The organism is Pseudomonas sp. GOM7 (genome assembly GCF_026723825.1).
Taxonomy (GTDB): domain Bacteria; phylum Pseudomonadota; class Gammaproteobacteria; order Pseudomonadales; family Pseudomonadaceae; genus Aquipseudomonas.
The window spans coordinates 1033483-1059445 of sequence record NZ_CP113519.1 but is presented as its reverse complement, the minus strand read 5'-3'; the positions used below and the strand labels follow the sequence as shown (position 1 = coordinate 1059445).

General features: G+C 62.9%; 22 protein-coding genes. 7 read left to right on the top strand and 15 right to left on the bottom strand.

Annotated features, from left to right (window positions below; genetic code table 11):
* Nucleotides 1–136 precede the first annotated feature (136 nt).
* Nucleotides 137–760, bottom strand: a complete 624-nt coding sequence (rlmE, locus tag OU800_RS04780) for a 23S rRNA (uridine(2552)-2'-O)-methyltransferase RlmE (RefSeq protein ID WP_268181603.1) — start codon at nucleotides 758–760, stop codon at nucleotides 137–139.
* 91 nt (nucleotides 761–851) lie between these two features.
* Here rlmE and yhbY point away from each other — a divergent pair, with 91 nt between their 5' ends.
* Nucleotides 852–1163: a ribosome assembly RNA-binding protein YhbY gene (gene yhbY, locus OU800_RS04775; protein WP_268181602.1), complete on the top strand. Its 312-nt coding sequence runs from the start codon at nucleotides 852–854 to the stop codon at nucleotides 1161–1163.
* Nucleotides 1164–1278: 115 nt separating this feature from the next.
* Here the strand turns inward: yhbY and OU800_RS04770 are convergent, their stop codons facing one another.
* From OU800_RS04770 to grpE, 8 genes are all read right to left on the bottom strand, one after another.
* Nucleotides 1279–1713 (bottom strand): DUF4149 domain-containing protein, encoded by a 435-nt coding sequence (locus OU800_RS04770; RefSeq protein WP_268181601.1) that lies wholly within the window; start codon nucleotides 1711–1713, stop codon nucleotides 1279–1281.
* On the bottom strand, nucleotides 1691–2167 hold the full coding sequence (greA, locus tag OU800_RS04765; protein ID WP_024309422.1) for a transcription elongation factor GreA: 477 nt from the start codon (nucleotides 2165–2167) through the stop codon (nucleotides 1691–1693). The genes OU800_RS04770 and greA overlap by 23 nt, the downstream gene beginning before the upstream one ends.
* Nucleotides 2164–5385: a carbamoyl-phosphate synthase large subunit gene (carB, locus tag OU800_RS04760; RefSeq protein ID WP_268181600.1), complete on the bottom strand. Its 3222-nt coding sequence runs from the start codon at nucleotides 5383–5385 to the stop codon at nucleotides 2164–2166. Before carB ends, greA begins: the two co-directional genes overlap by 4 nt.
* 36 nt (nucleotides 5386–5421) lie before the next feature.
* Complete coding sequence (gene carA / locus OU800_RS04755) at nucleotides 5422–6570, bottom strand: glutamine-hydrolyzing carbamoyl-phosphate synthase small subunit (protein ID WP_268181598.1); 1149 nt, start codon at nucleotides 6568–6570, stop codon at nucleotides 5422–5424.
* A 278-nt stretch (nucleotides 6571–6848) separates the two neighbouring features.
* On the bottom strand, nucleotides 6849–7652 hold the full coding sequence (gene dapB / locus OU800_RS04750) for a 4-hydroxy-tetrahydrodipicolinate reductase (protein WP_268181596.1): 804 nt from the start codon (nucleotides 7650–7652) through the stop codon (nucleotides 6849–6851).
* 84 nt (nucleotides 7653–7736) lie between these two features.
* Entirely contained in the window at nucleotides 7737–8864 is a 1128-nt protein-coding gene (dnaJ, locus tag OU800_RS04745) for a molecular chaperone DnaJ (RefSeq protein WP_268181594.1), read from the bottom strand.
* A gap of 130 nt (nucleotides 8865–8994) precedes the next feature.
* Entirely contained in the window at nucleotides 8995–10911 is a 1917-nt protein-coding gene (gene dnaK, locus OU800_RS04740) for a molecular chaperone DnaK (protein WP_268181592.1), read from the bottom strand.
* Between the two features lie 99 nt (nucleotides 10912–11010).
* A complete protein-coding gene (gene grpE, locus OU800_RS04735) occupies nucleotides 11011–11580 on the bottom strand; it encodes a nucleotide exchange factor GrpE (RefSeq protein WP_268181590.1) in 570 nt (189 codons plus the stop codon).
* 158 nt (nucleotides 11581–11738) lie between these two features.
* On the opposite strand from grpE, the gene recN reads away from it, so the two are divergent.
* Entirely contained in the window at nucleotides 11739–13415 is a 1677-nt protein-coding gene (recN, locus tag OU800_RS04730) for a DNA repair protein RecN (protein WP_268181589.1), read from the top strand.
* An 83-nt stretch (nucleotides 13416–13498) separates the two neighbouring features.
* On the opposite strand, the gene fur is transcribed toward recN, so the two are convergent.
* Nucleotides 13499–13903 carry a ferric iron uptake transcriptional regulator gene (gene fur, locus OU800_RS04725; RefSeq protein WP_268181587.1) on the bottom strand — a complete coding sequence of 135 codons (405 nt, stop codon included), beginning with the start codon at nucleotides 13901–13903 and terminating at the stop codon, nucleotides 13499–13501.
* Nucleotides 13904–13998: 95 nt separating this feature from the next.
* Here fur and OU800_RS04720 point away from each other — a divergent pair, with 95 nt between their 5' ends.
* Nucleotides 13999–14511: an outer membrane protein assembly factor BamE gene (locus OU800_RS04720; protein WP_268181585.1), complete on the top strand. Its 513-nt coding sequence runs from the start codon at nucleotides 13999–14001 to the stop codon at nucleotides 14509–14511.
* Nucleotides 14512–14572: 61 nt separating this feature from the next.
* Here OU800_RS04720 and OU800_RS04715 read toward each other — a convergent pair whose 3' ends face one another.
* From OU800_RS04715 to OU800_RS04705, 3 genes are read right to left on the bottom strand one after another with little or no spacing between them, the layout of a single operon-like run.
* The gene (locus OU800_RS04715) at nucleotides 14573–14893 is read right to left on the bottom strand and encodes an RnfH family protein (protein WP_268181583.1); all 321 of its coding nucleotides are present in this window, start codon (nucleotides 14891–14893) and stop codon (nucleotides 14573–14575) included.
* Nucleotides 14886–15320 (bottom strand): type II toxin-antitoxin system RatA family toxin, encoded by a 435-nt coding sequence (locus tag OU800_RS04710; protein WP_268181581.1) that lies wholly within the window; start codon nucleotides 15318–15320, stop codon nucleotides 14886–14888. Before OU800_RS04710 ends, OU800_RS04715 begins: the two co-directional genes overlap by 8 nt.
* A gap of 5 nt (nucleotides 15321–15325) precedes the next feature.
* Nucleotides 15326–16729 (bottom strand): sodium-dependent transporter, encoded by a 1404-nt coding sequence (locus OU800_RS04705; protein ID WP_268184190.1) that lies wholly within the window; start codon nucleotides 16727–16729, stop codon nucleotides 15326–15328.
* Between the two features lie 135 nt (nucleotides 16730–16864).
* Between OU800_RS04705 and smpB the strand changes: the two genes are divergently transcribed.
* A complete protein-coding gene (smpB, locus tag OU800_RS04700) occupies nucleotides 16865–17347 on the top strand; it encodes an SsrA-binding protein SmpB (protein ID WP_268181579.1) in 483 nt (160 codons plus the stop codon).
* A gap of 98 nt (nucleotides 17348–17445) precedes the next feature.
* Here the strand turns inward: smpB and OU800_RS04695 are convergent, their stop codons facing one another.
* Nucleotides 17446–18213, bottom strand: a complete 768-nt coding sequence (locus tag OU800_RS04695; RefSeq protein WP_268181577.1) for an FCD domain-containing protein — start codon at nucleotides 18211–18213, stop codon at nucleotides 17446–17448.
* A 295-nt stretch (nucleotides 18214–18508) separates the two neighbouring features.
* On the opposite strand from OU800_RS04695, the gene OU800_RS04690 reads away from it, so the two are divergent.
* The 3 genes from OU800_RS04690 (at nucleotide 18509) to dld (ending at nucleotide 23149) form a co-directional block, all read left to right on the top strand.
* Nucleotides 18509–20203, top strand: a complete 1695-nt coding sequence (locus OU800_RS04690) for an L-lactate permease (RefSeq protein WP_268181575.1) — start codon at nucleotides 18509–18511, stop codon at nucleotides 20201–20203.
* Nucleotides 20204–20286: 83 nt separating this feature from the next.
* Entirely contained in the window at nucleotides 20287–21426 is a 1140-nt protein-coding gene (gene lldD, locus OU800_RS04685) for an FMN-dependent L-lactate dehydrogenase LldD (protein ID WP_268181573.1), read from the top strand.
* A 4-nt stretch (nucleotides 21427–21430) separates the two neighbouring features.
* Nucleotides 21431–23149 (top strand): D-lactate dehydrogenase, encoded by a 1719-nt coding sequence (gene dld / locus OU800_RS04680; RefSeq protein ID WP_268181571.1) that lies wholly within the window; start codon nucleotides 21431–21433, stop codon nucleotides 23147–23149.
* A 219-nt stretch (nucleotides 23150–23368) separates the two neighbouring features.
* Here the strand turns inward: dld and clpB are convergent, their stop codons facing one another.
* Nucleotides 23369–25933 (bottom strand): ATP-dependent chaperone ClpB, encoded by a 2565-nt coding sequence (gene clpB / locus OU800_RS04675; RefSeq protein WP_268181568.1) that lies wholly within the window; start codon nucleotides 25931–25933, stop codon nucleotides 23369–23371.
* Nucleotides 25934–25963 lie beyond the last annotated feature (30 nt).

Here is a 25963-nt window from a genome sequence, read left to right as displayed (position 1 = left end):
GGCGAAGCAGGCTTCCCATGACGACCAATGATATACCGCCTAACTTACACCAAACGCCCGCGTCCCGCAGGCACCGTCTGTAACCCTTTATGAGACTTGCCAGCATCAGACCGGCGCAAGGCCGCCCCGTTTCAACTCAGACCCCACGAAAGCCACGGGCCAGCAGGTACTGCTCGCGGGAACGGTCACGGGAAGACAGTGGCTTGCGCATCTGCACCTTCTCGAAACTTTCCCGCACCTGCTTGTGGTAAAGGTCGAAGCCTTCACCCTGGAAAATCTTGATGAGAAAATCGCCACCTGGGCGCAGCACGCGGCTGGCCAGATCCAGCGCCAGTTCGCACAGGTACATGGCGCGCGGCTGATCGGCCGCCCTTACCCCACTCATATTGGGGGCCATGTCGGAAATAACAAGGTCGACCGGATTTTCTCCGATGGCTTCGAGAATGCGCGCGAATACAGCATCATCGGTGAAGTCGCCCTGGATGAAAGCCACATCGGGAATACTGTCCATTTCCAGGATGTCGGAGGCGATCAGCCGCCCCTTGTCACCGATCACCCGGCTGGTGACCTGCGACCAGCCACCCGGAGCAGCGCCCAGATCGACCACGGTCATGCCGGGGCGCAGGATGCGATCCTTCTCCTGGATCTCCAGCAGCTTGTAGCTGGCGCGCGAACGATAGCCGTCCTTCTGCGCCATCTTCACGTAGGGATCGTCGAAATGCTCTTTCAGCCAACGCGGGCTGGTCTTGGAACGTGCCACTGCAACCTCGGATTCAACGGGTCATGAATAACAGCGCGGGCTCGGGTAAGATAGGCGCCGTTTTTCCAGACCGAATTAGGTACTAACGATTATGCCGCTCACTCAAGAGCAGAAGAAACAATTCAAATCTATCGGCCACCACCTGAAACCTGTATTGATCGTGGCCGACAATGGTTTGACCGAAGGCGTGCTGGGCGAGCTCGAGCGCGCCCTGAGCGATCACGAGCTGATCAAGGTGCAACTGCGCCTCGCCGAGCGTGAAGACCGCCAGGCTGCCATCACCGCCCTGTGCGAGGCCGGCAAGGCCGAGCTGGTGCAGTCGATCGGCAAGGTCGCCCTGCTCTACCGCAAGAACCCCAAGCCGAACCGCAACCTGTCCAACGTCATTCGTTATCAGGGCTGAAGCGGCTGCAAGCTGCAAGCTGCAAGCAAATCAGGATTCGCGCCCTGCCGCTCGATTTGGCGAGCGCTACGCGCTTTTACTTGAAGCTTGTGGCTTGCAGCTTATAGCCGCTCTTTTAGCGGCTCTTCCCCGGTATGGGTTGCACCACCAGTAGCAACCCGCAGAACGCCATCACCAGATAGCTGAAGCGTAGCCAGTACTCGGCCTCGGGCCAGTACTGGCGCACCAGCAGATGGCTCAGGGCCATGACAGCAACGGTCAGCAGCAACTGGCCACGCACATCGCGCCAGAAACTGGCAAGCCCCTCCACGCGTAACAGCGCAAAAGCCTGCACTGCCACACAGACAGCCGCCAGGCCGATCAGCAGCGGCGTCAATTGCGCGGAAATATCCTGCACCAGCAGCGGCGCCAGCCCGGTCTGGCCAATGGCCGGCAAAATGACGAACTGCAATAACCACAAGCCGCCGACCCAGATAGTCTGGGCCAACTGCCAACTGACGGCAGTGGCCCGTGACGGCTGTTGCAGTTTAGATGTGGCGGACTTCGACAATCTCGTACTCGACCAGGCCACTTGGAGTCTGCACGCCGACTACGTCACCCTCGCTCTTGCCCACCAGGGCACGGGCGATGGGCGAACCGACGGAGATCTTGCCCTGCTTGATGTCGGCTTCGTCTTCGCCAACGATCTGGTAGGTCACGCTTTCGTCAGTCTCGACGTTGGCGATTTCCACCGTGGTGCCGAAGATCACCTTGCCGGTGTGCTCGATGGTGGTGACGTCGATGATCACCGCATTCTGCAGGCGACCTTCGATATCACGCACACGAGCCTCGACCATACCCTGTTCTTCACGCGCGGCATGGTATTCGGCGTTTTCCTTGAGGTCGCCCAGTTCGCGAGCCTCGGCGATCGCCTGGCTCAGTGCGGGACGACGCACCTTGGTCAGGTGCGCCAGCTCTTCTTCCAGGGCGCGAGCGCCCTGGACGGTCATGGGGTACTTGTTCATGCCTTGATTCCTGCATGCAGATCCTGCAGCCGGCGCACGGTCTTCTCGGGACCGAACTTGAGCGCCTCACAGACCGCCTGACCAGCCGCGATGGTGGTGGTGCAGTAGATCTTGTGCTGCAGGGCGTTACGACGGATCGAGTAGGAGTCAGCAATCGACTGACGCCCCTCGGTGGTGTTGATGATCAGTGTTACCTCATCGTTCTTGATCATGTCGACCACGTGCGGACGACCTTCGGTCACCTTGTTCACGCGACGTACCGGCAGACCGGCAGCCTCGATCACCTTGGCGGTGCCGGCGGTGGCAACCACCTCGAAGCCCAGGGCGACCAGATCGCGCGCGACCTGCACGGCCTCGGCCTTGTCATCCTCACGCACGCTGATAAAGGCGACGCCGGCGTTCGGCAGGATCTCGCTGGCACCGACCTGGGCCTTGGCAAAGGCTTCGCCGAAGCTGTCGCCAACACCCATCACCTCGCCGGTGGACTTCATCTCCGGGCCGAGGATGGGGTCGACGCCGGGGAACTTGGCGAAGGGGAACACCGCTTCCTTGACGCTGAAGAACGGCGGAATGATTTCCTTGGTGTAGCCCACTTCAGCCAGGGTCTTACCAGCCATGACGCGCGCTGCCACTTTGGCCAGGGATTCGCCGACGCATTTGGAGACGAAGGGCACGGTACGCGATGCACGCGGGTTGACCTCAATGACGTAGATGTCCTCGCCCTGCACAGCCATCTGCACGTTCATCAGGCCAACCACGCCGAGCTCCAGGGCCATTTTCTTGACCTGCTCGCGAATCTCGTCCTGGATGTGCGCCGGCAGCGAGTACGGCGGCAACGAGCAAGCGGAGTCACCGGAGTGCACACCAGCCTGTTCGATGTGCTGCATGATGGCGCCGATCACCACGGTTTCGCCGTCGCTGACCGCATCCACGTCCACCTCGATGGCGCAGTTGAGGAAGCGATCCAGCAGCACCGGGCTGTCGTTGGATACCTTCACCGCTTCGCGCATGTAGCGTTTGAGCTCTTCTTCCTGGTAGACGATTTCCATGGCACGGCCGCCCAGCACGTAGGAGGGGCGCACCACCATCGGATAACCGATGTTCTTCGACAGGGCCAGGGCTTCGTCTTCGCTGCGTGCGGTGGCGTTGGCCGGCTGGCGCAGGTTCAGGCGCTGTACCATCTGCTGGAAGCGCTCGCGGTCTTCGGCGCGGTCGATGGCCTCTGGGCTGGTACCGATGATCGGTACGCCCGCCTCTTCCAGGGCGCGGCAGATCTTCAGCGGAGTCTGACCACCGTACTGCACGATCACGCCTTTGGGCTGCTCGACGCGGACAATTTCCAGCACGTCTTCCAGGGTCACCGGCTCGAAGTACAGGCGATCAGAGGTGTCGTAGTCGGTGGAGACGGTCTCCGGGTTGCAGTTGACCATGATGGTCTCGTAACCGTCTTCACGCATGGCCAGCGCAGCATGCACGCAGCAGTAATCGAACTCGATGCCCTGGCCGATGCGGTTAGGGCCGCCGCCGAGAATCATGATCTTCTCGCGGTTCGACGGGTTGGCCTCGCACTCTTCCTCATAGGTGGAATACATGTAGGCGGTGTCGGTGGCGAATTCGGCGGCGCAGGTGTCCACGCGCTTGTACACCGGCAGCACTTTCAGCTTGTGGCGGTGGGCACGCAGGCTCTTCTCGGAAACGCCCAGCAGCTTGGCCAGACGCGCATCGGAGAAGCCCTTGCGCTTGAGCTTGAACATCAGGTCGTAGTCGATGGCGGACAGACCCAGGGTCTGCACGGTGGCTTCGTCCTTGATCAGATCCTCGATCTGCACCAGGAACCACTCGTCGATACGGGTCAGCTCGAACACTTCGGCGACGCTCTTGCCAGCGCGGAAGGCATCGGCCACGTACCAGATGCGGTCAGCACTGGGCACGGTCAGTTCGCGCTTGAGGATGCTCTCGGCTTCCGGGTCGTTCAGGTCGAGTTTCGGGTCGAAGCCGGCAACGCCGACTTCCAGGCCGCGCAGGGCTTTCTGCACCGACTCCTGGAAGGTACGACCGATGGCCATGACCTCACCCACGGACTTCATCTGGGTGGTCAGGCGGGCGTCGGCCTTGGGGAATTTCTCGAAGGCGAAGCGCGGAACCTTGGTCACCACGTAGTCGATGGCCGGCTCGAAGGACGCCGGGGTACGCCCGCCGGTGATGTCGTTGGAGAGTTCGTCGAGGGTGTAGCCGACCGCCAGCTTGGCGGCGATCTTGGCGATGGGGAAGCCGGTGGCCTTGGAGGCCAGCGCCGAGGAACGCGACACACGCGGGTTCATCTCGATCACCACCATGCGTCCAGTGTTCGGGCAGATGCCGAACTGCACGTTGGAGCCACCGGTTTCCACGCCGATCTCACGCAGCACCGCCAGGGAGGCGTTGCGCATGATCTGGTATTCCTTGTCGGTCAGGGTCTGCGCCGGGGCCACGGTGATCGAGTCGCCGGTGTGCACGCCCATGGGGTCGAAGTTCTCGATGGAGCAGACGATGATGCAGTTGTCCTTCTTGTCGCGGACCACCTCCATCTCGTATTCCTTCCAACCGATCAGCGATTCGTCGATCAGCAGCTCGTTGGTCGGCGATAGATCCAGACCGCGGGCGCAGATTTCCTCGAATTCCTCTCGGTTGTAGGCGATGCCGCCGCCGGTGCCACCCATGGTGAAGCTGGGGCGGATGATGCAGGGGAAGCCCACCTGCTCCAGCACGCCGTAGGCTTCTTCCATGGTGTGAGCAATACCCGAACGCGGGCAGGCCAGACCAATGGATTTCATGGCCTTGTCGAAGCGCGAGCGATCTTCGGCCTTGTCGATGGTGTCGGCATTGGCACCGATCATCTCGACGCCGAATTTCTCCAGCACGCCGTGGCGCTCCAGATCCAGGGCGCAGTTCAGCGCGGTCTGGCCGCCCATGGTCGGCAGCAGCGCGTCCGGACGCTCCTTCTCGATGATCTTGGCCACGGTGGCCCACTTGATCGGCTCGATGTAGGTGGCATCGGCCATGGCCGGGTCGGTCATGATGGTGGCCGGGTTGGAGTTCACCAGAATGACACGGAAACCTTCTTCCTTCAGCGCCTTGCAGGCCTGGGCGCCGGAGTAGTCGAACTCACAGGCCTGGCCAATGACGATGGGGCCGGCACCGAGGATCAGGATGCTTTTGATATCTGTACGTTTTGGCATTTTATCTCTCTCGAATCCTTGGGTCAGTCGGCGGGCTTAGCGGCGCTTGGCCATGGCTTCGATGAAGCGGTCGAACAGCGGGGCGACGTCGTGCGGGCCGGGACTGGCCTCAGGGTGGCCCTGGAAGCTGAAGGCGTCCTTGTCGGTACGCTCGATACCCTGCAGGGTGCCATCGAACAGCGACTTGTGGATCGGCCGCACATTGCTCGGCAGGCTGCTCTCGTCCACGGCGAAACCGTGGTTCTGGCTGGTGATCATCACCACGCCGCTGTCGAGATCCTGCACCGGGTGATTGGCACCGTGGTGGCCGTGGCCCATCTTGACGGTCTTGGCACCGGAGGCCAGGGCCAGAAGCTGGTGGCCGAGGCAGATACCGAACACCGGGATCTCGGTTTCCAGGATTTCCTGGATCGCCTTGATCGCGTAATCGCACGGCTCGGGGTCGCCTGGGCCGTTGGAGAGGAATACGCCATCGGGCTTCAGCGCCAGCACTTCACTGGCCGGGGTCTGCGCCGGTACCACGGTCAGGCGGCAGCCGCGAGCGACCAGCATGCGCAGGATGTTCAGCTTCACACCGTAGTCGTAGGCCACCACGTGGTACGGCAGATCCTCGGCCGGGATCAGCGGGTGGCTGTCGCTTTCCAGGTTCCATACACTGGAGCGCCACTCGTAGGCGGTGGCGCAGGTGACTTCCTTGGCCAGATCCATGCCCTTGAGGCCCGGGAAGCTGCGCGCCAGCTCCAGAGCCTTCTCTTCGGTGGCATCGGCGCCGGTGAGGATGCAGCCGTTCTGCGAGCCCTTCTCACGCAGGATGCGGGTCAGGCGGCGGGTGTCGATACCGGCGATGGCGACGGTGCCATTGGCTTTCAGGTATTCGTCCAGCGGCTGCTTGTCGCGCCAGCTACTGGAGATCAGCGGCAGGTCACGAATGATCAGACCGGCCGCCCACACGCTGCAGGATTCGCCGTCTTCCGGGGTGGTGCCGGTGTTGCCGATGTGCGGATAGGTCAGGGTGACGATCTGCTGGGCATAGGACGGATCGGTGAGAATTTCCTGATAGCCGGTCATGGCGGTGTTGAACACCACCTCTCCGATCGTCTGGCCATCGGCCCCGATGGAATCGCCGCGAAAAATGCTGCCGTCAGCAAGGGCCAAAATGGCAGGTTTGGGGGCTGGCTTAGTCAAGAAGACCTCCGTCTCGATCAAGGCTTGAAGCAAACGCAGGTTGTAAAAAAGCGGGATGACGTGTGAAGGTCATCCCGCTTTTTTATTTGAGCCATTCTGCGTAACTTTTAGTGGACACACTAAAACAGGAAGCTTACAGGAAAAGCCTTTTTCGGTCCACCCGAATTCCAAGCTGCAATACGGATGGCCGCCCCCTGCAAGCTGCAAGCTCGTCAGCGGAAAAGTCCGCCCTGAGTAGTCAAGCCCTTACTTGCAGCTTGTCGCTTGAGACTTGCAGCTTATTTAAGCCCCAACACGTCCTGCATGTCATACAGCGCGGCATCACGCCCGGCCAGCCACAGCGCCGAACGCACGGCGCCCTTGGCGAAGGTCATGCGACTGGAGGCCTTGTGGGTGATCTCCACGCGCTCGCCGTCGGCGGCGAACAGCACGGTGTGATCACCCACCACATCGCCGGCACGCACGGTGGCGAAGCCGATGGTTTCGCGCGCGCGCGCGCCGGTCTGACCTTCACGCCCATAGACCGCCACCTTTTGCAGGTCACGCCCCAGGGCGTCGGCGACCACTTCGCCCATGCGCAGCGCAGTGCCGGACGGCGCATCGACCTTATGCCGATGGTGCGCCTCGATGATCTCGATATCCACGTCGTCACCCAGCACGCGAGCGGCGGTATCCAACAACTTCAGGCACAGATTGACACCGACGCTGAAGTTGGCGGCAAAGACGATGGGAATCTGCTTGGCCGCTTCGCTCAGCCGCTGCTTCTCTTCCACGCTGAAACCGGTGGTGCCGATGACCATGGCCTTGCCTGCCTGGCGGCAGACCTCCAGGTTCTTCAGGGTCACCGACGGATGGGTGAAGTCGATCAGCACGTCGAAGTCATCGACCACCGCCGCCAGATCACCCACCAGGGTCACGCCGACCTTGCCCAGGCCGACCAGCTCGCCGGCATCGGCGCCGATCAGGCTGCTGTCGGCGCGGTCGATGGCCGCGCTGAGCTTGGCGCCCTCGGCCTGGCTCACGGCCTCGATCAGGGTCTTGCCCATGCGCCCGGCGGCGCCCATCACTGCAATACGTTGCATAACATCAGCTCCAAGCTGCAGGCCTCAAGCGGCAAGCCAAGCGCAATACCTCTTGCCGCTTGTGGCTTGCCGCTTGATGCTCAATTAAACGTCACCGAAGAAGCGCTTCACGCCCTCGAACCAGCCACTGGCCTTGGGCGAGTGGGAGTCGTCGCCCTGCAGCGACTTGCGGAACTCCTCGAGCAGTTCGCGCTGACGCTTGTTCAAGTTGACCGGCGTTTCCACCGCCACCCGGCACATCAGGTCGCCTGCCGCACCACCCCGTACCGGGGCCACGCCCTTGCCACGCAGGCGGAACAGCTTGCCGGTCTGGGTACCTTCGGGGATCTTCAGCTTGACCCGACCATCAAGGGTCGGCACTTCCAGCTCGCCTCCCAGGGCAGCGTCGGCGAAGCTGATCGGCACCTCACAGTACAGATGCTTGCCGTCACGCTGGAAGATCGCGTGCTCGCGCACGTTGACCACCACATAGAGGTCGCCGGCCGGGCCGCCATGGGCACCCGCCTCGCCCTCGCCGGATAGGCGAATGCGGTCGCCGGTGTCGACGCCTGGCGGTACCTTGACCGACAACGTCTTGCTCTCTTCCACACGGCCCTGACCATGGCAACTGCCACAGGGGTCGGTGATCATCTTGCCGGTGCCATGGCAGCGCGGGCAGGTCTGCTGTACGGAGAAGAAGCCCTGTTGCATGCGTACCTGACCGATACCACCACAGGTGGTACAGGTCACCGGGCTGGTGCCTTTCTTGGCACCCGTGCCATCGCAGGTCTTGCAACCGACCAGGGTCGGCACGCGAATGGTCACGTTGGTACCACGCACCGCCTCTTCCAGATCCAGTTCCAGGGTGTAGCGCAGATCCGAGCCGCGCTGAGCGCCACCACGAGAACCGCCACGGCCACCGCCGAAGAAATCGCTGAACACGTCACCGAAGATGTCGGAGAAGTTGGCGCCGCCGAAACCGGCACCGCCAGCGCCACCCATCTGCGGGTCGACACCGGCATGACCGTACTGGTCATAGGCCGAACGCTTGGCCGCATCGGAGAGCACTTCGTAGGCCTCGTTGGCCTCCTTGAAGCGCTCTTCGGCCTCTTTGTCATCCGGGTTGCGGTCCGGATGGTACTTCATCGCCAGGCGGCGGTAGGCCTTCTTCAGGTCCGCCTCGCTGGCGCCGCGTTCCACGCCCAGGATTTCGTAATAGTCTCGTTTTGCCATAGTTGTGCTGCACTCTCAGATTCGTGAGCTCCAGATACGCCGACGCGGGAGAGAGCTCCCGCGCGGCGAATCCTGCCCGCCGCGGACGACGGGTCGGAGCGAAAGAAGGCGCGGCGCGAGGCCGCTGACCTTACTTGTTCTCCTTGACCTCTTCGAATTCGGCGTCGACTACGTCGTCGCCGGCATCCTTGGCATCGGCAGCATCCGCCTGGGCAGCACCACCTTGCGGCTGCTCGGCATACATCTTCTGCGCCAGCGGCGTGGTGGCCTCGGACAGGGCGTTCATCTTGGCTTCGATGGCGGCCTTGTCGTCACCCTTGATGGCCACTTCCAGCTCGCCGATGGCCTTCTCGATAGCGGCCTTCTCGTCGGCAGTGGCCTTGTCGCCCGCTTCGGTGATCATCTTGCGGGTGGCATGCACCAGTTGGTCGCCCTGGTTACGCGCAGTGGCCAGCTCCTCGAACTTGCGGTCTTCCTCGGCATTGGCCTCGGCGTCACGCACCATGCGCTCGATCTCCTCGTCGGACAGGCCAGAGTTGGCCTTGATGACGATGGACTGCTGCTTGCCGGTGGCCTTGTCCTTGGCGGACACGTGCAGGATGCCGTTGGCGTCGATGTCGAAGGTCACCTCGATCTGCGGCACGCCACGCGGAGCCGGCGGAATCTCGGCCAGGTCGAACTTGCCCAGGGACTTGTTCTGCACGGCCTGCTTGCGCTCACCCTGCAGCACGTGAATGGTCACAGCGCTCTGGTTGTCGTCGGCGGTGGAGAACACTTGCGACTTCTTGGTCGGGATGGTGGTGTTCTTCTCGATCAACGGGGTCATCACGCCGCCCATGGTTTCGATACCCAGGGTCAGCGGGGAGACGTCCAGCAGCAGCACGTCCTTGACGTCACCGGCCAGCACGGCGCCCTGAATGGCAGCACCCATGGCCACTGCTTCGTCCGGGTTGACGTCCTTGCGCGGCTCCTTGCCGAAGAACTCGGCAACGGTCTTCTGCACCAGCGGCATGCGGGTCTGACCACCGACCAGGATCACGTCGTCGATCTTGCCGACGTCGATGCCGGCGTCCTTCAGCGCGGTGCGGCACGGCTCGATGGTGCGCTGCACCAGATCCTCGACCAGCGACTCCAGCTTGGAGCGGGAAATCTTCACATTCAGGTGTTTCGGGCCAGTCGAGTCTGCCGTGATGTACGGCAGGTTGACGTCGGTCTGCTGGCTCGAGGACAGCTCGATCTTGGCCTTCTCGGCGGCTTCCTTGAGGCGCTGCATGGCCAGCGGGTCGCCCTTGAGGTTCATGCCGGTTTCTTTCTTGAACTCGTCGACGAGGTAGTCGATCAGGCGGATGTCGAAGTCCTCACCACCGAGGAAGGTGTCACCGTTGGTAGCCAGTACCTCGAACTGGTGCTCGCCGTCGACTTCGGCAATCTCGATCACCGACACGTCGAAGGTACCACCGCCCAGGTCGTAGACGATCACGGTGTGGTCGCCCTTGGCCTTGTCCATGCCATAGGCCAGCGCAGCCGCGGTCGGCTCGTTGATGATGCGCTTGACGTCGAGGCCGGCGATGCGACCGGCATCCTTGGTGGCCTGACGCTGGCTGTCGTTGAAGTAGGCCGGAACGGTGATCACCGCTTCGGTCACCGGCTCGCCCAGGTAGTCCTCGGCGGTCTTCTTCATCTTCTTCAGCACTTCGGCGCTGATCTGCGGCGGCGCCATCTTCTGGCCGTTGACTTCGACCCAGGCGTCACCGTTGTCGGCCTTGGCGATCTTGTACGGCACCAGGCCGATGTCCTTCTGCACCACGTCCTCGTCGAAACGACGACCGATCAGACGCTTCACCGCGTACAGGGTGTTGTGCGGGTTGGTCACTGCCTGACGCTTGGCCGACTGGCCAACCAGGATCTCACCGTCGCCGGCATATGCGATGATGGACGGCGTGGTGCGAGCGCCTTCGGCGTTCTCCAACACCTTGACGTTGCCGTTTTCCAGAATGGAGACGCAGGAGTTGGTAGTCCCCAGGTCGATACCGATGATTTTGCCCATGAATGTTCTCCCGAAACTTTGATTTTTCCGTCGCCTCGTTTCGCAGGCGCCGGTAGCACTAAAACGCTTGACTCAGAGATGGGGTCGCCCCCGGATATTTCAAGCCTGCTCGTCGATGGACGGCGGCGGCGTGGTCGGTGCCTTGCTGACCACGACCATGGCCGGGCGCAGCAGGCGACCATTGAGCAGATAGCCCTTCTGGAACACCTTGAGCACGGAGTTCGGCTCGACGTTGGTGCTCTCTTCCATCGCCATGGCCTGGTGGTGCTCCGGGTTGAACGGCTCACCGTGCGGGTCGAGCGCCTCCAGCGAATGCCGGGCCAGGGTGTCGATGAACAGCTTGAGGGTCAGTTGCATGCCCTCGCGCACGGCCTTGAGCGCTTCGTCGTTCGGGCTGGACAACTCCAGACCACGCTCCAGGCTGTCGACCACCGGCAGCAGGTCGTTGGCGAACTTTTCCAGGGCGAACTTGTGCGCCTTCTCCACGTCCTGCTCGGCGCGACGACGCACGTTCTGCAGCTCGGCCGCCATGCGCAACGACTGATCCTGCGCCGCTGCTAGCTGCTCTTCCAGGGCCTGCACGCGAGCCGCCAGATCATCGCTCGACGCGGCATTCTCGGCCGCCTGCGCCTCGGGGTTCTGCGTATCCAGGTTCTGTTCGTCAGCCATGCCTCTCTCCTCTCGAATGAATCGGCGCGGATCCGAACCGCGCACCTGCCGCCTATATGGAGCCAATTCCACAGCTTTCAAGGGGCGATAAAGGAGGATTGTCAGCACGAGAAAAAACACTGTATAAATAACCAGACATCAATTCGGGAGCGTTCGCCATGCTGGTGCACCTGTCCATCCACAACTACGCCATCGTCGACCATCTGGACCTCGAGCTGGACGCCGGCATGAGCGCCATCAGCGGCGAAACCGGTGCTGGTAAATCGATCATGCTCGACGCCCTCGGCCTGTGCCTGGGTGACCGCGCCGACAGCGCCGTGGTGCGCCCCGGCGCGGACAAGGCGGACATCCTCGCCAGCTTCGACCTGGCCGACATCCCCGAAGCCCGCGCCTGGCTTGCCGAGCGCGACCTGGACAACGACGGCCCGTGCATCCTGCGCCGGGTGATCACCGCCGAGGGCCGCTCACGCGGCTACATCAACGGCAGCCCCTGCCCGCAAGCCGACCTCAAGGCCCTTGGCGAACTGATCATCGACATCCACAGCCAGCACGAACACCAATCGCTGCTCAAGAGTGACACTCACCGCCGCCTGCTCGACGATTACGCCGGCAGTCAGGAACTGGCGCGCCAGGTGCAGCTCGCCGCGCAACGCTGGAAGCAGACGCGCAACGAGCTGGAACGCATCTCTAGCCAGAGTGACGAACAACGCGCCCGCCACCAGTTGCTCAGCTACCAGCTCGAAGAACTGGAGAACCTTGCCCTAGGCGAGAACGAGCTGGAACAGCTCGAGCAGGAGCACAAGGCCCTGAGCAATGCCGAAGCCCTGCTCGGCGCCTGCCGTCAGGTACTCGACCTGTGCAGCGAGAGCGACGCCGGCAACGTGCTCTCGGCGCTCACCGCCAGCCTCAACCGCCTCGGCACCTTCGCCGGACAGGGCGGTGCCTTGGGCGAAGCCAGCAACCTGCTGGCCAATGCACAGATCCAGGTGGAGGAAGCCGTAGGCGAGCTGAACCGCTTCGTCGATCACTTCGATGCCGACCCGCAGCGCCAGCAGTTTCTCGAAGAGCGCCTGGACACCATCTATACCCTGGCGCGCAAGCACCGCATCCAACCCACTGAACTGGCCGCCCTGCAGCAGCAACTGTTCGAGGAGCTGGAAAGCCTCAATGCCGACGACGAAGCCGGCGAGCGCCTGGCCGAAGAACTGGCCGCCTATGAACGTCACTATCAGGAAAAGGCCACCGAACTCAGCGCCCTGCGCAGCAACGCGGCCGAACGCCTGGCTACGGCCGTGCAAGAGGAGATGCAGACGCTGGGCATGCCTGGCGGGCGTTTCAGCATCCAGCTACAACCCCTGGACGGTGCCGAACCCAACGGCAATGGCCTGGAGGCCGTAGAGTTCCTGGTCAGCGCCAACCCGGGGCAGCCGCTGCGCGGTCTGGCCAAGGTGGCCTCGGGCGGCGAACTGTCGCGCATCAGCCTGGCGATCCAGGTGATTACCGCACAGACCTCACGCGTGCCGACCCTGGTATTCGACGAAGTGGACGTGGGCATCGGCGGCCCCACCGCCGAAGTGGTCGGGCAACTGCTGCGCCGCCTGGGCGAGCGCGGCCAGGTGCTGTGCGTCACCCACCTGCCGCAAGTGGCCGCCCAGGGGCATCAGCACCTGTTCGTGCACAAGCAGCGCGGCGTCGATGCCACCTCAACCGCCGTGAGCAAGCTGGACGAGAACGGCCGCGTCGAGGAAATCGCCCGCATGCTCGGCGGCGTCGACCTGACCGAGGAATCCCTGGCCCATGCGCGCAAGATGGTCACCAGCGCCCAGGCCGCCTGAAACGACATGGCCCGAATGCAATCCGGATCATGACAAAGCAAAAAGGCGACCCGCAGGTCGCCTTTTTCGTTGCAGCAAGAGCATCAGCTCTTCTTGCGCACGTAAAGCACCAGATTGTGATCGACCAGCTCGAAGCCGTGTTCCTTGACGATCTCCTTCTGGCGCTTCTCGATCTCGGAATCGAAGAACTCGATCACCTCGCCGGAATCGACGCAGACCATGTGGTCGTGATGACCGCTGTCGGCCAGCTCGAATACCGCATGACCGCCATCGAAGTTGTGGCGCACGACCAGACCGGCGGCCTCGAACTGGGTCAGCACGCGGTAGACGGTGGCCAGACCGACATCCTCACCCGCCTCCATTAGCGCCTTGTAAACATCTTCTGCGCTCATGTGGCGATACTCGGCATTATCGAGCATCTGCAGGATTTTGACTCGTGGCAGAGTCACTTTCAGTCCAGCTTTGCGCAGTTCGTTATTTTCAACCATGGTCTGCTTTCTCGTAGGGGCTGCTTTCGCAGCCTCCCTTAATACGGGTATGATCCGGGGTTCAAGATGCCCAAGATAGTGGAAGTCACCCTCCGATGCAAAAAACCAAGCTCTTGCTGACCAGCCTGTCACTGACCGGGCTCTTCGCACTCGCCGGTTGTTCATTCCCCGGGGTTTACAAGATCGACATTCAACAGGGCAATGTCGTGACGCAGGACATGATAGACCAGCTACGCCCAGGAATGACCCGGCGCCAAGTGCGGTTTATCATGGGCAATCCGCTGATCACCGATACCTTCCACGCTGATCGCTGGGATTACCTGTACAGCATCCAGCCAGGCGGCGGCGAGCGTCAGCAGGAACGCGTCAGCCTGGCGTTCGACGGCAACGACCAGCTCATCGGCCTTGCGGGTGACTTCATGCCCGGTGTCAGCCGTGACCAGGCCATCATGGGCGCTGGCAGCGACACCAGCACCGCTCAACCCGCCAAACCAAAGGACGAGCCTGCCGCCCCAGGCTCGCTGCTGGAGCAGATCCAGCGCGAGGTGGATCAGGTGGAAACCGTGCCGGTACCGACGCCAGAACCGCTGGATACCGACGCGCAGTAACAGGCGGACACGAAAAGGCCCGGAAGCGATTCCGGGCTTTTTGCATCTGCGCCTGCAAAGCTCAGGCTGACTCTTCGCCCTCTTCCTTGGCCTTGGCCCTGGCCGCACGCTGTTTGCGCACCTCCTTGGGATCGGCAATCAGCGGCCGGTAGATTTCCACCCGCTCACCCTCTTCCAATACGCGCTCTTCCGGCTTGGCCACGGCCTTGCCGAAAATCCCCAGCGGCGCCTGTTGCAGATCCAGCTCGGGAAAATACTGCTGCATGCCGGAGCGCAGAGCAGCCTCACGCACAGTAGTGCCGAGCGGCACTGACAGGCGCAGCAAGCGTTGCCTGTCAGCCAGAGCGTAGACCACTTCGATGGCGATGCTGCGGCTATCCATAGAGTTGCTTGGCTCGCTGACAGAAAGCGTCCACCAGGGTGTTGGCCGCCTGATTGAACAGAGGGCCGAGGGTAGCGCGTACCAACGGCCCAGCATAGTCGAAGGTCAGATCGAGACTGATCTTGCAGGCCTTGTCACCCAGCGCCTTGAATTCCCAGACGCCATTGAGAGCGGAGAACGGACCTTCTTCCAGATTCATCTCGATCCGCTGCCCCGGCACCAGCGCGTTGCGCGTGACGAAACGCTGGCTGATGCTGCCCTTGGCCACGTCCAGGCTGGCACGCATGTGCGTCTCGCTGACCTCGAGAACCTGGCTGCCGGAGCACCAGGGTAGGAACTGCGGATAGCTGGCCACATCGTTGACCAGATCGAACAGCGCCTGTGCCGGATAAGGCAGCAACGCCGAGCGTTGAATACGGGTGGTCATAGCGGTTACTTCCACAACTCGACGGCAAACACCACGAGGATGCCTGCCGGCGCCAAATAGCGCATCAGGAAAAAAGCCAGGGAGAACAGACGCGGGTTGCGCATGGCCAACTCATCACGTACGGCGTCACGCCCCATCACCCAGCCAGCGAAGATAACGAAGCACAGGCAGCCAAGCGGCAACATCAGGCGCGAAGTCAGAAAATCGATCACGCCGAAGAAATCCAGCCCACCACTGGCCCCCCATTGATAGAGCTGAAAGCCTTGCGGGCCGTTGACGAAGAACTTCGCATCCTTCCAGATATTGAAGGAAAACACCGTCCCCAGCCCCACGAACCAGCAGAGAAAAGCCAGGAACGCGGTGATCAGCGCACGGCTACGCCGCGTACGCTCGACCAGATAGGCCACCATTGGCTCCAGCATGGAGATCGCGGAGGTCCAGGCCGCCAGCAGTACCAAGATGAAGAACACCACGCCCATCAGTTGCCCCAGCGTGACGTTGCCGAATGCCAGCGGCAGGGTGACGAACATCAGTCCGGGTCCTTCGCCCGGATCGAGCCCGGCGGAGAACACGATGGGAAACAGGGCAAGGCCGGCGAGCAGGGAAACCAGGGTATCCATGAGCGCGACGATCATCACCGTGCCGCCAATCGAGACCTGCTTGGGCATGTAGGCGCCGTACACCATGATGGATCCGACCCCCACACTGAGGGAGAAGAACGCATGCCCCATGGCAGGCAGCAGACCATCGGCCAGACGCTCCGGCTCGAAGGAGAACATGAAACGCACAGCCTCCATGAAATGACCGCTATTGAGGGCATAGCCCAGCAACACCAGCAGCAACACGAACAACAGCGGCATCAGAATCCGCAGGCAGCGCTCCAGACCGGCGATTACCCCCCTGGCGATGACCCATGCCGACAGCAGCAGGAACAGGCTATGCCAGAGGATCATCCGCCATGGATCGCTGATCAGGGCGCCGAACAGGGAACCAGCCCTTTCACCCGTCACCCCCTGAAAGTCACCGCGCCCCATCCCCAGGATGTAATCCAGCGACCAGCCGCCCACCACGCTATAGAAAGACAGAATCAGAAGAGCCGTGACCATGCCGGCAAAGGCAACCCAAGACCAGCGTGGCGAACGACCTGCCTCGCCGGCCAACTGGCGCAGGGCATTGGCCGGACTTTGTCGCGCACGACGACCGATCAGCGTTTCCGCCAGCATCACCGGCACACCGACCAGCACGATGAACACCAGAAACATCAGGACGAAAGCTCCGCCACCGTAGACACCGGTCATGTACGGGAACTTCCAGATACTGCCCAGGCCGACAGCAGAACCAATCGCCGCCATGATGAACACCCAGCGACTGGCCCATGCGCCGTGAATCGAGACTTTGTCGTTTGCCATCAGAGGCCATACCCATACTGCGGGAAAAAAGATCGCGCATTGTCGAAGATTCACCGTATGGGCTCAAGCGCGCCTCGCAACCGAGCATGCGGCCCCATGGCGCAGGCGCGGGCGACTCCCTATAATGCGCGCCCTATGGCTAAGCAAAAGAAACACCCTCAAGGCACCATCGCGCTGAACAAGAAGGCGCTGCATGATTATTTCGTCGAACAGAAGTTCGAGGCGGGCCTCGCCCTGGCCGGCTGGGAAGTGAAGAGCCTGCGCGCCGGCAAGGCGCAGCTAGTCGACAGCTACGTGTTGCTCAAGGACGACGAGGCCTGGTTGATGGGCGCGCATATCAGCCCGCTGAAAACCGCCAGCACCCACGTGATCGCCGACCCGACCCGCACCCGCAAGCTGCTGCTGAACAAGCGCGAGCTGGAGAAGCTGTTCGGCTCCGTGCAGCAGAAGGGCTACACCGCCGTCGCACTGTCGCTGTACTGGAAGCAGCACCTGGTCAAATGCGAAATTGCCCTGGCCAAGGGCAAGAAGGACTTCGACAAGCGCCACGTCGAGAAAGAGCGCGACGCCGACCGCGAAGTCCAGCGCGCCATGCGCAGCAAGGGCAAGGAAGACTAGGGAGCAGCTTCAAGCTTCAAGCTGCAAGCCACAAGCTTCAAGCCAAAAGCAACGCAAGCTCTTACTTGCAGCTTGTGGCTTGCAGCTTGCCGCTCGCCTTATATCCCCAAGCGCCTCTGCGCACGCGCCACGCGCTGGGCTTCGAGCTGCACTTCCGAGAGCACTTCCTGCACGTAGTCGATATGCCGATTCGATAGCTCGCGCGCGTCTTCCGCACGACCTTCGAGGATGGCTTCGTAGAGTGCGCGGTGCTGGCTGATGAGCATGTCGCGAGTTTCCTCGCGCTGGGCGTACATGCCGCCGATGTTGGTCACCACGTTGCGTTTGAGCAGGTCGAACAGGCCCCGGATGGTGTGCAGCAGCACGGCATTGTGACTGGCCTCGGCAATCGCCAGATGGAAACGGGCATCAGCAGCCCCTTCTTCGGCGCGCGTCACCTTGCCCTTGCGGTTATAGCAATCCTGCAACGCCTCGAAGGCCTCGCTCAGGCGTTGCCGGTCGAGGTCGGTGGCCCGTCTGGCAGCGTAATAGGCGCAGGAACCTTCCAGGGTGTGGCGAAACTCCAGCAGGTCGCGCTGGGCGTCTTCCTTGCTTTCCAGCAGTTGCAGCAGCGGGTCGCTGAAGGTCGCGCCGATGCTTTCGGCCACATAGTTGCCACCGCCCTGGCGGCTGACCAGCAACCCTTTGGCCACCAGCTTCTGGATCGCCTCGCGCAACGACGGGCGGGATACGCCGAACTGCTCGGCCAGGGCACGCTCGGCCGGCAGCCGCTCGCCAGCACGCAAGGTGCCTTCGAGAATCATGGTTTCCAGTTGCGCGACGATGTCATCCGATAGACGCCGCTGGCGCACCTGCCCTACTTCCATCCCAAGCCTCTCCAATGGTTTGACCAGGCCCCAAGACCCTGTCGCGCAAGCCTATAGCGCAGCTCTCCGACGAACAAGTCGGCGCCCTACGACCAAAGTCTTAACTTCTCGATTTGACAGAAAATTGGCCAACTTTTAACCTGAGCCCGCAACTTTGTAAATTGGTATTACCAATTTAACCGACAAGAACAACAATCCATCGAGGTCACGCCATGACAGCCCAAGACGCTGCAAGCCTGTTCGATCACGCCTCATCCCTGCCGCGCCAGCCGCGCGCTCGTGCGGAGTAAAGCCAATGTCCAATGGAATTCTCGCCCTGCTGGCGTTCTCGCCGATCCTGCTGGCCGCCATTCTGCTGATCGGTCTGCGTTGGCCGGCCAAGCGCGCCATGCCCCTGGTTTACCTGGTCACCGCAGCCGTCGGTCTGTTCGCCTGGGACATGACCCTCAACCGCGTTCTGGCCTCGACCCTGCAAGGCCTGCTGATCACCCTCGGCCTGCTGTGGATCATCTTCGGCGCCATCCTGCTGCTGAACACTCTCAAGCACTCCGGTGGCATCACCGCCATTCGCGCCGGTTTCGCCACCATCAGCCCGGATCGCCGTATCCAGGCCATCATCATCGCCTGGCTGTTCGGCTGCTTCATCGAAGGCGCCTCAGGCTTCGGCACACCAGCGGCCATCGCCGCACCGCTGCTGGTGGCCGTCGGTTTCCCGGCCATGGCTGCCGTGCTTCTAGGCATGCTGGTGCAGAGCACGCCGGTGTCCTTCGGCGCCGTCGGCACGCCGATCATCGTCGGCATCAACACCGGCCTGGACACCGCCACCATCGGTGCGCAACTGGTGGAGCAAGGTTCGTCCTGGGCGCAGTTCCTGCAACTGATCACCAGTGAAGTGGCGATCATCCACGCCACCGTCGGTGTGGTCATGCCGACCATCATGGCGATGATGCTGACACGCTTCTTCGGTCAGGAGAAAAGCTGGAAAGCCGGCCTGGAAGTACTGCCGTTCGCGATTTTCGCTGGCCTGGCCTTCGTCGTGCCCTATGTGCTCACCGGCGTGTTCCTCGGCCCGGAATTCCCCTCGCTGCTGGGCGGCCTGATCGGTCTGGCCATCGTCACCAGCGCTGCACGTGTCGGGTTCCTGGTGCCGAAGAAGACCTGGGATTTCGCCCCGGCCAACGAATGGCCGAGCGAGTGGCTGGGCAGCGTCGAGATGAAACTGGACGAACTGACCGCCAAACCCATGAGCGCCCTGCGTGCCTGGCTGCCCTACGTGCTGGTCGGCGCGCTGTTGGTGATCAGCCGCGTATTCCCCGATGTAGGCAATGCGCTGAAGGCCGTGGTGGTGAACTTCCCCGACCTGCTGGGCGAAACCGGCGTCAGCGCCAACTTCCAGCCGTTGTACCTGCCGGGCGGTATCCTGGTCGCCGTGGTGCTGGCCACCTTCTTCCTGCATGGCATGAAGGCGCGCGAACTGGGCAGGGCGGTGAAGGAATCCTCCAGCGTGCTGCTCAGCGCCGGCTTCGTGCTGCTGTTCACCGTGCCGATGGTGCGCATCCTGATCAACTCCGGGGTCAACGGCGCCGAGCTGGCCAGCATGCCGATTCTCATGGCGCGCTGGGTAGCCGACAGCGTCGGCGGCATCTATCCGCTGCTGGCGCCGAGCATCGGCGCCCTGGGCGCCTTCATCGCTGGCTCCAACACCGTCAGCAACATGATGTTCAGCCAGTTCCAATTCGGTGTGGCCAGCAGCCTGGGCATCTCCAGCGCGCTGATCGTCGCGGTGCAGGCCGTTGGCGCAGCGGCCGGTAACATGGTGGCGATCCACAACGTGGTGGCAGCTTCGGCGACCGTCGGCTTGCTCGGCCGCGAGGGCAGTACGCTGCGCAAGACCATCTGGCCGACCCTCTACTACGTGCTGCTCACCGGCATCATCGCCATGATTGCGATCTACGTGCTGGGCGTCAGCGATCCGCTGATGGCCCGCTGATCGCCTGGTAACCCCCGCCCCGACTCCGTCGGGGCGTCTGTCGTCAGGCTAGGCTTTCTCTTTTCAAGCAACAGGATGACTCCATGATCATTTCTGCCTCCACCGACTACCGTGCCGCCGCCCAGCGCAAGCTGCCGCCGTTCCTGTTCCACTACGCCGACGGCGGCGCCTACGCCGAGCACACCCTGCGCCGCAACGTCGCCGACCTGTCGAACATCGAGCTGCGCCAGCGCGTGCTGAAGAACATGTCCGAGCTGGATCTATCCACCGAGCTGTTCGGCGAGAAGATGTCCATGCCCGTGGGTCTGGCCCCGGTGGGCCTGACCGGTATGTACGCGCGCCGTGGTGAAGTGCAGGCAGCCAAGGCCGCAGCGGCCAAGGGCATCCCCTTCACCCTGTCCACCGTCTCGGTGTGCCCCATCGAGGAAGTCGCGCCGGCCATCGACCGGCCAATGTGGTTCCAGCTCTACGTGCTGAAAGATCGCGGCTTCATGAAGAACGCCCTGGAGCGGGCCAAGGCCGCCGGTTGCTCGACACTGGTGTTCACCGTGGACATGCCCGTACCCGGCGCGCGCTACCGCGACGCCCACTCCGGCATGAGCGGCCCGAACGGGCCGCTGCGCCGCGTGCTGCAGGCCATGACCCACCCGCAGTGGGCCTGGGACGTCGGGGTGATGGGCAAGCCGCATGATCTCGGCAACATCTCCGCCTACCGTGGCAACCCCACCGGCCTGGCCGACTACATCGGCTGGCTGGGCGACAATTTCGACCCGTCGATTTCCTGGAAGGATCTCGAGTGGATCCGTGACTTCTGGGACGGCCCCATGGTGATCAAGGGCATCCTCGACCCGGAAGACGCCCGTGATGCGGTGAGCTTCGGCGCCGACGGCATCATCGTCTCCAACCACGGCGGGCGTCAGCTCGACGGCGTGCTGTCCAGCGCCCGCGCCCTGCCGGCCATCGCCGACGCAGTCAAGGGCGAGCTGAAGATTCTCGCCGACTCCGGCATCCGTACCGGCCTGGACGTGGTGCGCATGCTCGCCCTCGGTGCCGACACCGTGCTGCTCGGCCGCGCCTTCATCTACGCGCTGGCAGTCGCCGGTGGGGCTGGCGTGAGCAACCTGCTGGATCTGATCGAGAAGGAAATGCGCGTGGCCATGGTGCTGACCGGCGCCAAGTCCATCGGCGAAATCACCTCGGATCTGCTGGTCAAGGAGCGTTGAGCCCATGAATGCTGCAGTCGCCACTCCCGTTAGCCGTGACGCCCTGCTGACGCAGATGCGCCAGATCGTCGGAGCCAGCCACGTGCTGACCGACGAACAAGCCACGCGGCGCTTCCGCAAGGGCCACCGCACGGGCGAAGGCCATGTGCTGGCGGTGGTACGCCCCGGCTCGCTGCTGGAACAGTGGCGCATCCTGCAGGCGGCGGTAGCAGCCGACCGCATCGTCATCATGCAGGCGGCCAATACCGGCCTGACCGGCGGCTCGACGCCCGATGGCGAGGACTACGACCGCGAGATCGTGCTGATCAGCACCCTGCGCATCACCGGCGTGCAACTGATCAACGATGGTGAGCAGGTGGTGTGCCTGCCCGGCGCCACCCTGGATCGCCTGGAACAGGCGCTGGCACCGCTGAACCGCGAACCGCATTCGGTGATCGGCTCGTCCTGCATCGGCGCCTCGGTGCTCGGCGGCATCTGCAACAACTCCGGTGGCGCCCTGGTGCGCCGTGGCCCGGCCTACACCGAGCTGGCGCTGTATGCACAGGTGAAGGACGACGGCTCGCTGGAGCTGGTCAATCACCTGGGGATCGACCTGGGCGACAGCCCCGAGGAAATCCTCACCCGCCTGCAGAATGGTGACTACACGCCGCAGCAGGTACGCAACGAGGACACCGCCAAGGCCTCCGATGCACGCTATGGCGAGCACGTGCGCGACGTCGATGCCGACACCCCGGCACGCTTCAATGCCGACCCCTCGCGGCTGTTCGAGGCCTCCGGTTCGGCCGGCAAGCTGTGCCTGTTCGCCGTGCGCCTGGACACCTTCCCGAAAGAACCGAGCACGGTGTTCTACATCGGCAGCAACGACCCGCACGATCTGACCGAAGTGCGCCGCCACCTGCTGGCCAAGCTGCCGCGCCTGCCAATTGCCGGCGAGTACATCCACCGCACCGCCTTCGACATTGGCGAGAAATACGGCAAGGACACCTTCCTGGTGATCAACACCTTCGGCACCGCCAAGGTGCCTGCTGCTTTCGCCATGAAGAGCCGGGTCGACGGCTTCTTCGAGCGCTTCGGCCTGCGCGGGGTGACCGACAAGGTGATCCAGGCGCTGATGAACCTGTTGCCCAGCCATCTGCCGGCACGCATGCGCGAGTACCGTGATCGCTACGAGCATCATTTGCTGGTACGGGTATCCAACGACACCCTGGAGCAGACCCGCGCTTTCCTGGCCGAATATTTCAGCGGCAGCACCAGCGGCGCCTACTTCGAGTGCGACGCCGAGGAAGGGCGCAAGGCCTTCCTGCATCGCTTCGCCATCGCCGGCGCCGCCATCCGTTACCGCGAAGCGCATCGCAGCAGCGTCGAGGACATCCTCGCCCTGGACATCGCCCTGCGCCGCAACGACCGCGACTGGGTCGAGACCCTGCCGCAGGAAATGGAAGAGCAGATCATCCACAAGCTCTATTACGGGCACTTTTTCTGCCATGTGTTCCACCAGGACTACATCGTCAAGAAGGGCATCGACCCGATCGAGATGGAGCACCGCATGTGGAAGTTGCTGGACGCGCGCCGTGCCGAGTATCCGGCCGAGCACAACGTCGGCCACCTCTACGTGGCTAAGCCGGCGCTGGCCGGTTTCTATCGCGAGCTGGATCCAACCAATACCTTCAACCCCGGCATCGGCCATACCTCGAAGAAGAAGCATTGGGGTGGTTGTTGCTGAGGGGCAAGCCCAGTTTCCCCTCTCCCGCTTGCGGGAGAGGGGTCGGGGGAGAGGGCTTATCCGGAAACGCTAGAGTCGCCTGAACCACCCTCTCCCCAACCCTCTCCCATAAATGGGAGAGGGAGTAGGCCGTGCATATCCCTTAGCCCGGATGTAATCGGGGCTACAAAAGACAAGGCCCGCCGAATTGGCGGGCCTTGGTGTTTACGCAGCACACGATCAGGCGAAGACGATCTCCTCGCCCTCCACCTTGGCCTTGACCTGCGCACCCGGCGCGAAATCGCCAGCCAGGATGCGCTGCGCCAGCGGGTTCTCGATCCAGCGCTGGATCGCGCGCTTGAGCGGGCGCGCGCCGTATACCGGGTCGTAACCGACGGCGATCAGCTTGTCGAGCGCCTCCGGCGTCAGCTCCAGGCTGAGCTCGCGCTCGGCCAGGCGGCCACGCAGGCGCCCTAGCTGGATCTCGGCGATGCCGGCGATCTGCTCGCGGCCCAGCGGCTCGAACACCACCACCTCGTCGATACGGTTGATGAACTCGGGACGGAAGTGGCTGCTCACCGCGTCCATCACAGCCGCGCGCTGCGCTTCCTTGTCGCCGACCAGCTCCTGGATCTGCGCGGAGCCGAGGTTGGAAGTCATCACGATCACCGTGTTCTTGAAGTCCACGGTACGGCCATGGCTGTCGGTCAGGCGACCGTCTTCCAGAACCTGCAGCAGCACGTTGAACACGTCCGGGTGAGCCTTCTCCACCTCGTCCATCAACACCACCGAATACGGCTTGCGACGCACGGCCTCGGTCAGGTAGCCGCCCTCTTCATAGCCGACATAGCCGGGCGGCGCACCAATCAGGCGGGCGACGCTGTGCTTCTCCATGAACTCGGACATGTCGATGCGCACCAGCGCTTCCTCGGTGTCGAAGAGGAACTCGGCCAGCGCCTTGCATAGCTCGGTCTTGCCCACCCCGGTCGGGCCGAGGAAGAGGAAGGAGCCGCTCGGCCGGTTGGGGTCAGCCAGGCCGGCACGGGAACGGCGCACGGCATTGGCCACGGCCACCACCGCTTCATCCTGGCCGATCACCCGCTGGTGCAGCAGACCTTCCATCTTCAGCAGTTTTTCGCGCTCGCCTTCGAGCATCTTGCTCACCGGGATGCCGGTCCACTTGGACACCACCTCGGCGATTTCTTCGTCCGTGACCTTGTTGCGCAGTAGCTGATTCTCGCTCTTGCCGTGCTGGTCGACCATCTGCAGGCTGCGTTCCAGATCCGGGATGATGCCGTACTGCAACTCGGCCATGCGGTTGAGGTCGCCCTTGCGCCGCGCCGCTTCCAGCTCGGTCTTGGCCTGCTCGATGCGTTGCTGGATCTGCGCCGAACCCTGAACCTCGGCCTTCTCCGACTTCCAGATTTCGTCGAGGTCGGCGTATTCCTTCTCCAGCTTGGCGATGTCTTCTTCCAGCTTGACCAGGCGTTTCTTGGTCGCCTCGTCGTCTTCCTTCTTCAGTGCCTCGCGCTCGATCTTGAGCTGGATCAGGCGGCGATCCAGGCGATCCAGCTCCTCGGGTTTGGAGTCGATCTCCATGCGGATGCGGCTAGCGGCCTCGTCGATCAGGTCGATGGCCTTGTCCGGTAACTGACGGTCGGTGATGTAGCGATGGCTGAGCTTGGCCGCGGCGATGATCGCGCCGTCGGTGATGGTCACGCCGTGGTGCACCTCGTAGCGTTCTTTCAGGCCACGAAGGATGGCGATGGTGTCTTCCTCGCTCGGCTCGTCCACCAACACCTTCTGGAAGCGACGTTCCAGCGCCGCGTCCTTCTCGATGAACTGACGGTACTCGTCCAGCGTGGTGGCACCGACGCAGTGCAGCTCGCCACGGGCCAGGGCCGGCTTGAGCATATTGCCGGCATCCATGGCGCCTTCGCCCTTGCCGGCGCCGACCATGGTATGCAGTTCGTCGATGAACAGGATGATGCGCCCTTCCTGCTTGGACAGCTCGTTGAGTACGGCCTTCAGGCGCTCCTCGAACTCGCCACGGAACTTGGCGCCGGCGATCAGCGAGCCCATGTCCAGCGACAGCAGGCGCTTGTCCTTGAGGCCGTCGGGCACTTCGCCGTTGACGATACGCTGAGCCAGGCCTTCGGCGATGGCGGTCTTGCCCACACCAGGCTCGCCGATCAGCACCGGGTTGTTCTTGGTACGCCGCTGCAGCACCTGGATGGTGCGGCGGATCTCGTCGTCACGGCCGATCACCGGATCGAGCTTGCCGTCCTCGGCGCGCTTGGTCAGGTCGACGGTGTACTTGTCCAGCGCCTGGCGCGACTCCTCGACGTTGGGGTCATTCACCGCCTGGCCGCCGCGCAGGTTGGCGATGGCGTTTTCCAGGGCCTTCTTCGACACGCCCTGGCCGAGCAGCAGCTTGCCCAGCTTGGTGTTCTCGTCCATAGCGGCGAGCAGCACCAGTTCGCTGGAAATGAACTGGTCGCCCTTCTGCTGCGCCAGGCGGTCGGCCTGGTTGAGCAGACGCGCCAGATCCTGCGACAGGTTGATGTCGCCGGTGGGGTTCTGCAGCTTGCCGAGCTGATCCAGCTCGCGGGTCAGGCCCTGGCGCAGGCTGTTGATGTCGAAGCCCACCTGCATCAGCAGCGGTTTGATGGAGCCGCCCTGTTGTTCAAGCAGCGCCTGCATCAGGTGCAGCGGCTCGATGGCGGCATGATCCATGCCCACCGCCAGGGATTGGGCGTCGGAGAGTGCAAGTTGCAACTTGCTGGTCAAACGGTCGATACGCATAAATGTCCTTCCTCCAGGAGAGCGAGCCGG

Coding starts and splice junctions, on each gene's coding strand:
- yhbY (WP_268181602.1), top strand. CDS start 852: ATGCCGCTCACTCAAGAGCAGAAGAAACAATTCAAATCTATCGGCCAC.
- greA (WP_024309422.1), bottom strand. CDS start 2,167: ATGAACAAGTACCCCATGACCGTCCAGGGCGCTCGCGCCCTGGAAGAA.
- carB (WP_268181600.1), bottom strand. CDS start 5,385: ATGCCAAAACGTACAGATATCAAAAGCATCCTGATCCTCGGTGCCGGC.
- dapB (WP_268181596.1), bottom strand. CDS start 7,652: ATGCAACGTATTGCAGTGATGGGCGCCGCCGGGCGCATGGGCAAGACC.
- dnaJ (WP_268181594.1), bottom strand. CDS start 8,864: ATGGCAAAACGAGACTATTACGAAATCCTGGGCGTGGAACGCGGCGCC.
- dnaK (WP_268181592.1), bottom strand. CDS start 10,911: ATGGGCAAAATCATCGGTATCGACCTGGGGACTACCAACTCCTGCGTC.
- grpE (WP_268181590.1), bottom strand. CDS start 11,580: ATGGCTGACGAACAGAACCTGGATACGCAGAACCCCGAGGCGCAGGCG.
- recN (WP_268181589.1), top strand. CDS start 11,739: ATGCTGGTGCACCTGTCCATCCACAACTACGCCATCGTCGACCATCTG.
- fur (WP_268181587.1), bottom strand. CDS start 13,903: ATGGTTGAAAATAACGAACTGCGCAAAGCTGGACTGAAAGTGACTCTG.
- OU800_RS04720 (WP_268181585.1), top strand. CDS start 13,999: ATGCAAAAAACCAAGCTCTTGCTGACCAGCCTGTCACTGACCGGGCTC.
- OU800_RS04715 (WP_268181583.1), bottom strand. CDS start 14,893: ATGGATAGCCGCAGCATCGCCATCGAAGTGGTCTACGCTCTGGCTGAC.
- OU800_RS04710 (WP_268181581.1), bottom strand. CDS start 15,320: ATGACCACCCGTATTCAACGCTCGGCGTTGCTGCCTTATCCGGCACAG.
- OU800_RS04705 (WP_268184190.1), bottom strand. CDS start 16,729: ATGGCAAACGACAAAGTCTCGATTCACGGCGCATGGGCCAGTCGCTGG.
- smpB (WP_268181579.1), top strand. CDS start 16,865: ATGGCTAAGCAAAAGAAACACCCTCAAGGCACCATCGCGCTGAACAAG.
- OU800_RS04695 (WP_268181577.1), bottom strand. CDS start 18,213: ATGGAAGTAGGGCAGGTGCGCCAGCGGCGTCTATCGGATGACATCGTC.
- OU800_RS04690 (WP_268181575.1), top strand. CDS start 18,509: ATGTCCAATGGAATTCTCGCCCTGCTGGCGTTCTCGCCGATCCTGCTG.
- lldD (WP_268181573.1), top strand. CDS start 20,287: ATGATCATTTCTGCCTCCACCGACTACCGTGCCGCCGCCCAGCGCAAG.
- dld (WP_268181571.1), top strand. CDS start 21,431: ATGAATGCTGCAGTCGCCACTCCCGTTAGCCGTGACGCCCTGCTGACG.
- clpB (WP_268181568.1), bottom strand. CDS start 25,933: ATGCGTATCGACCGTTTGACCAGCAAGTTGCAACTTGCACTCTCCGAC.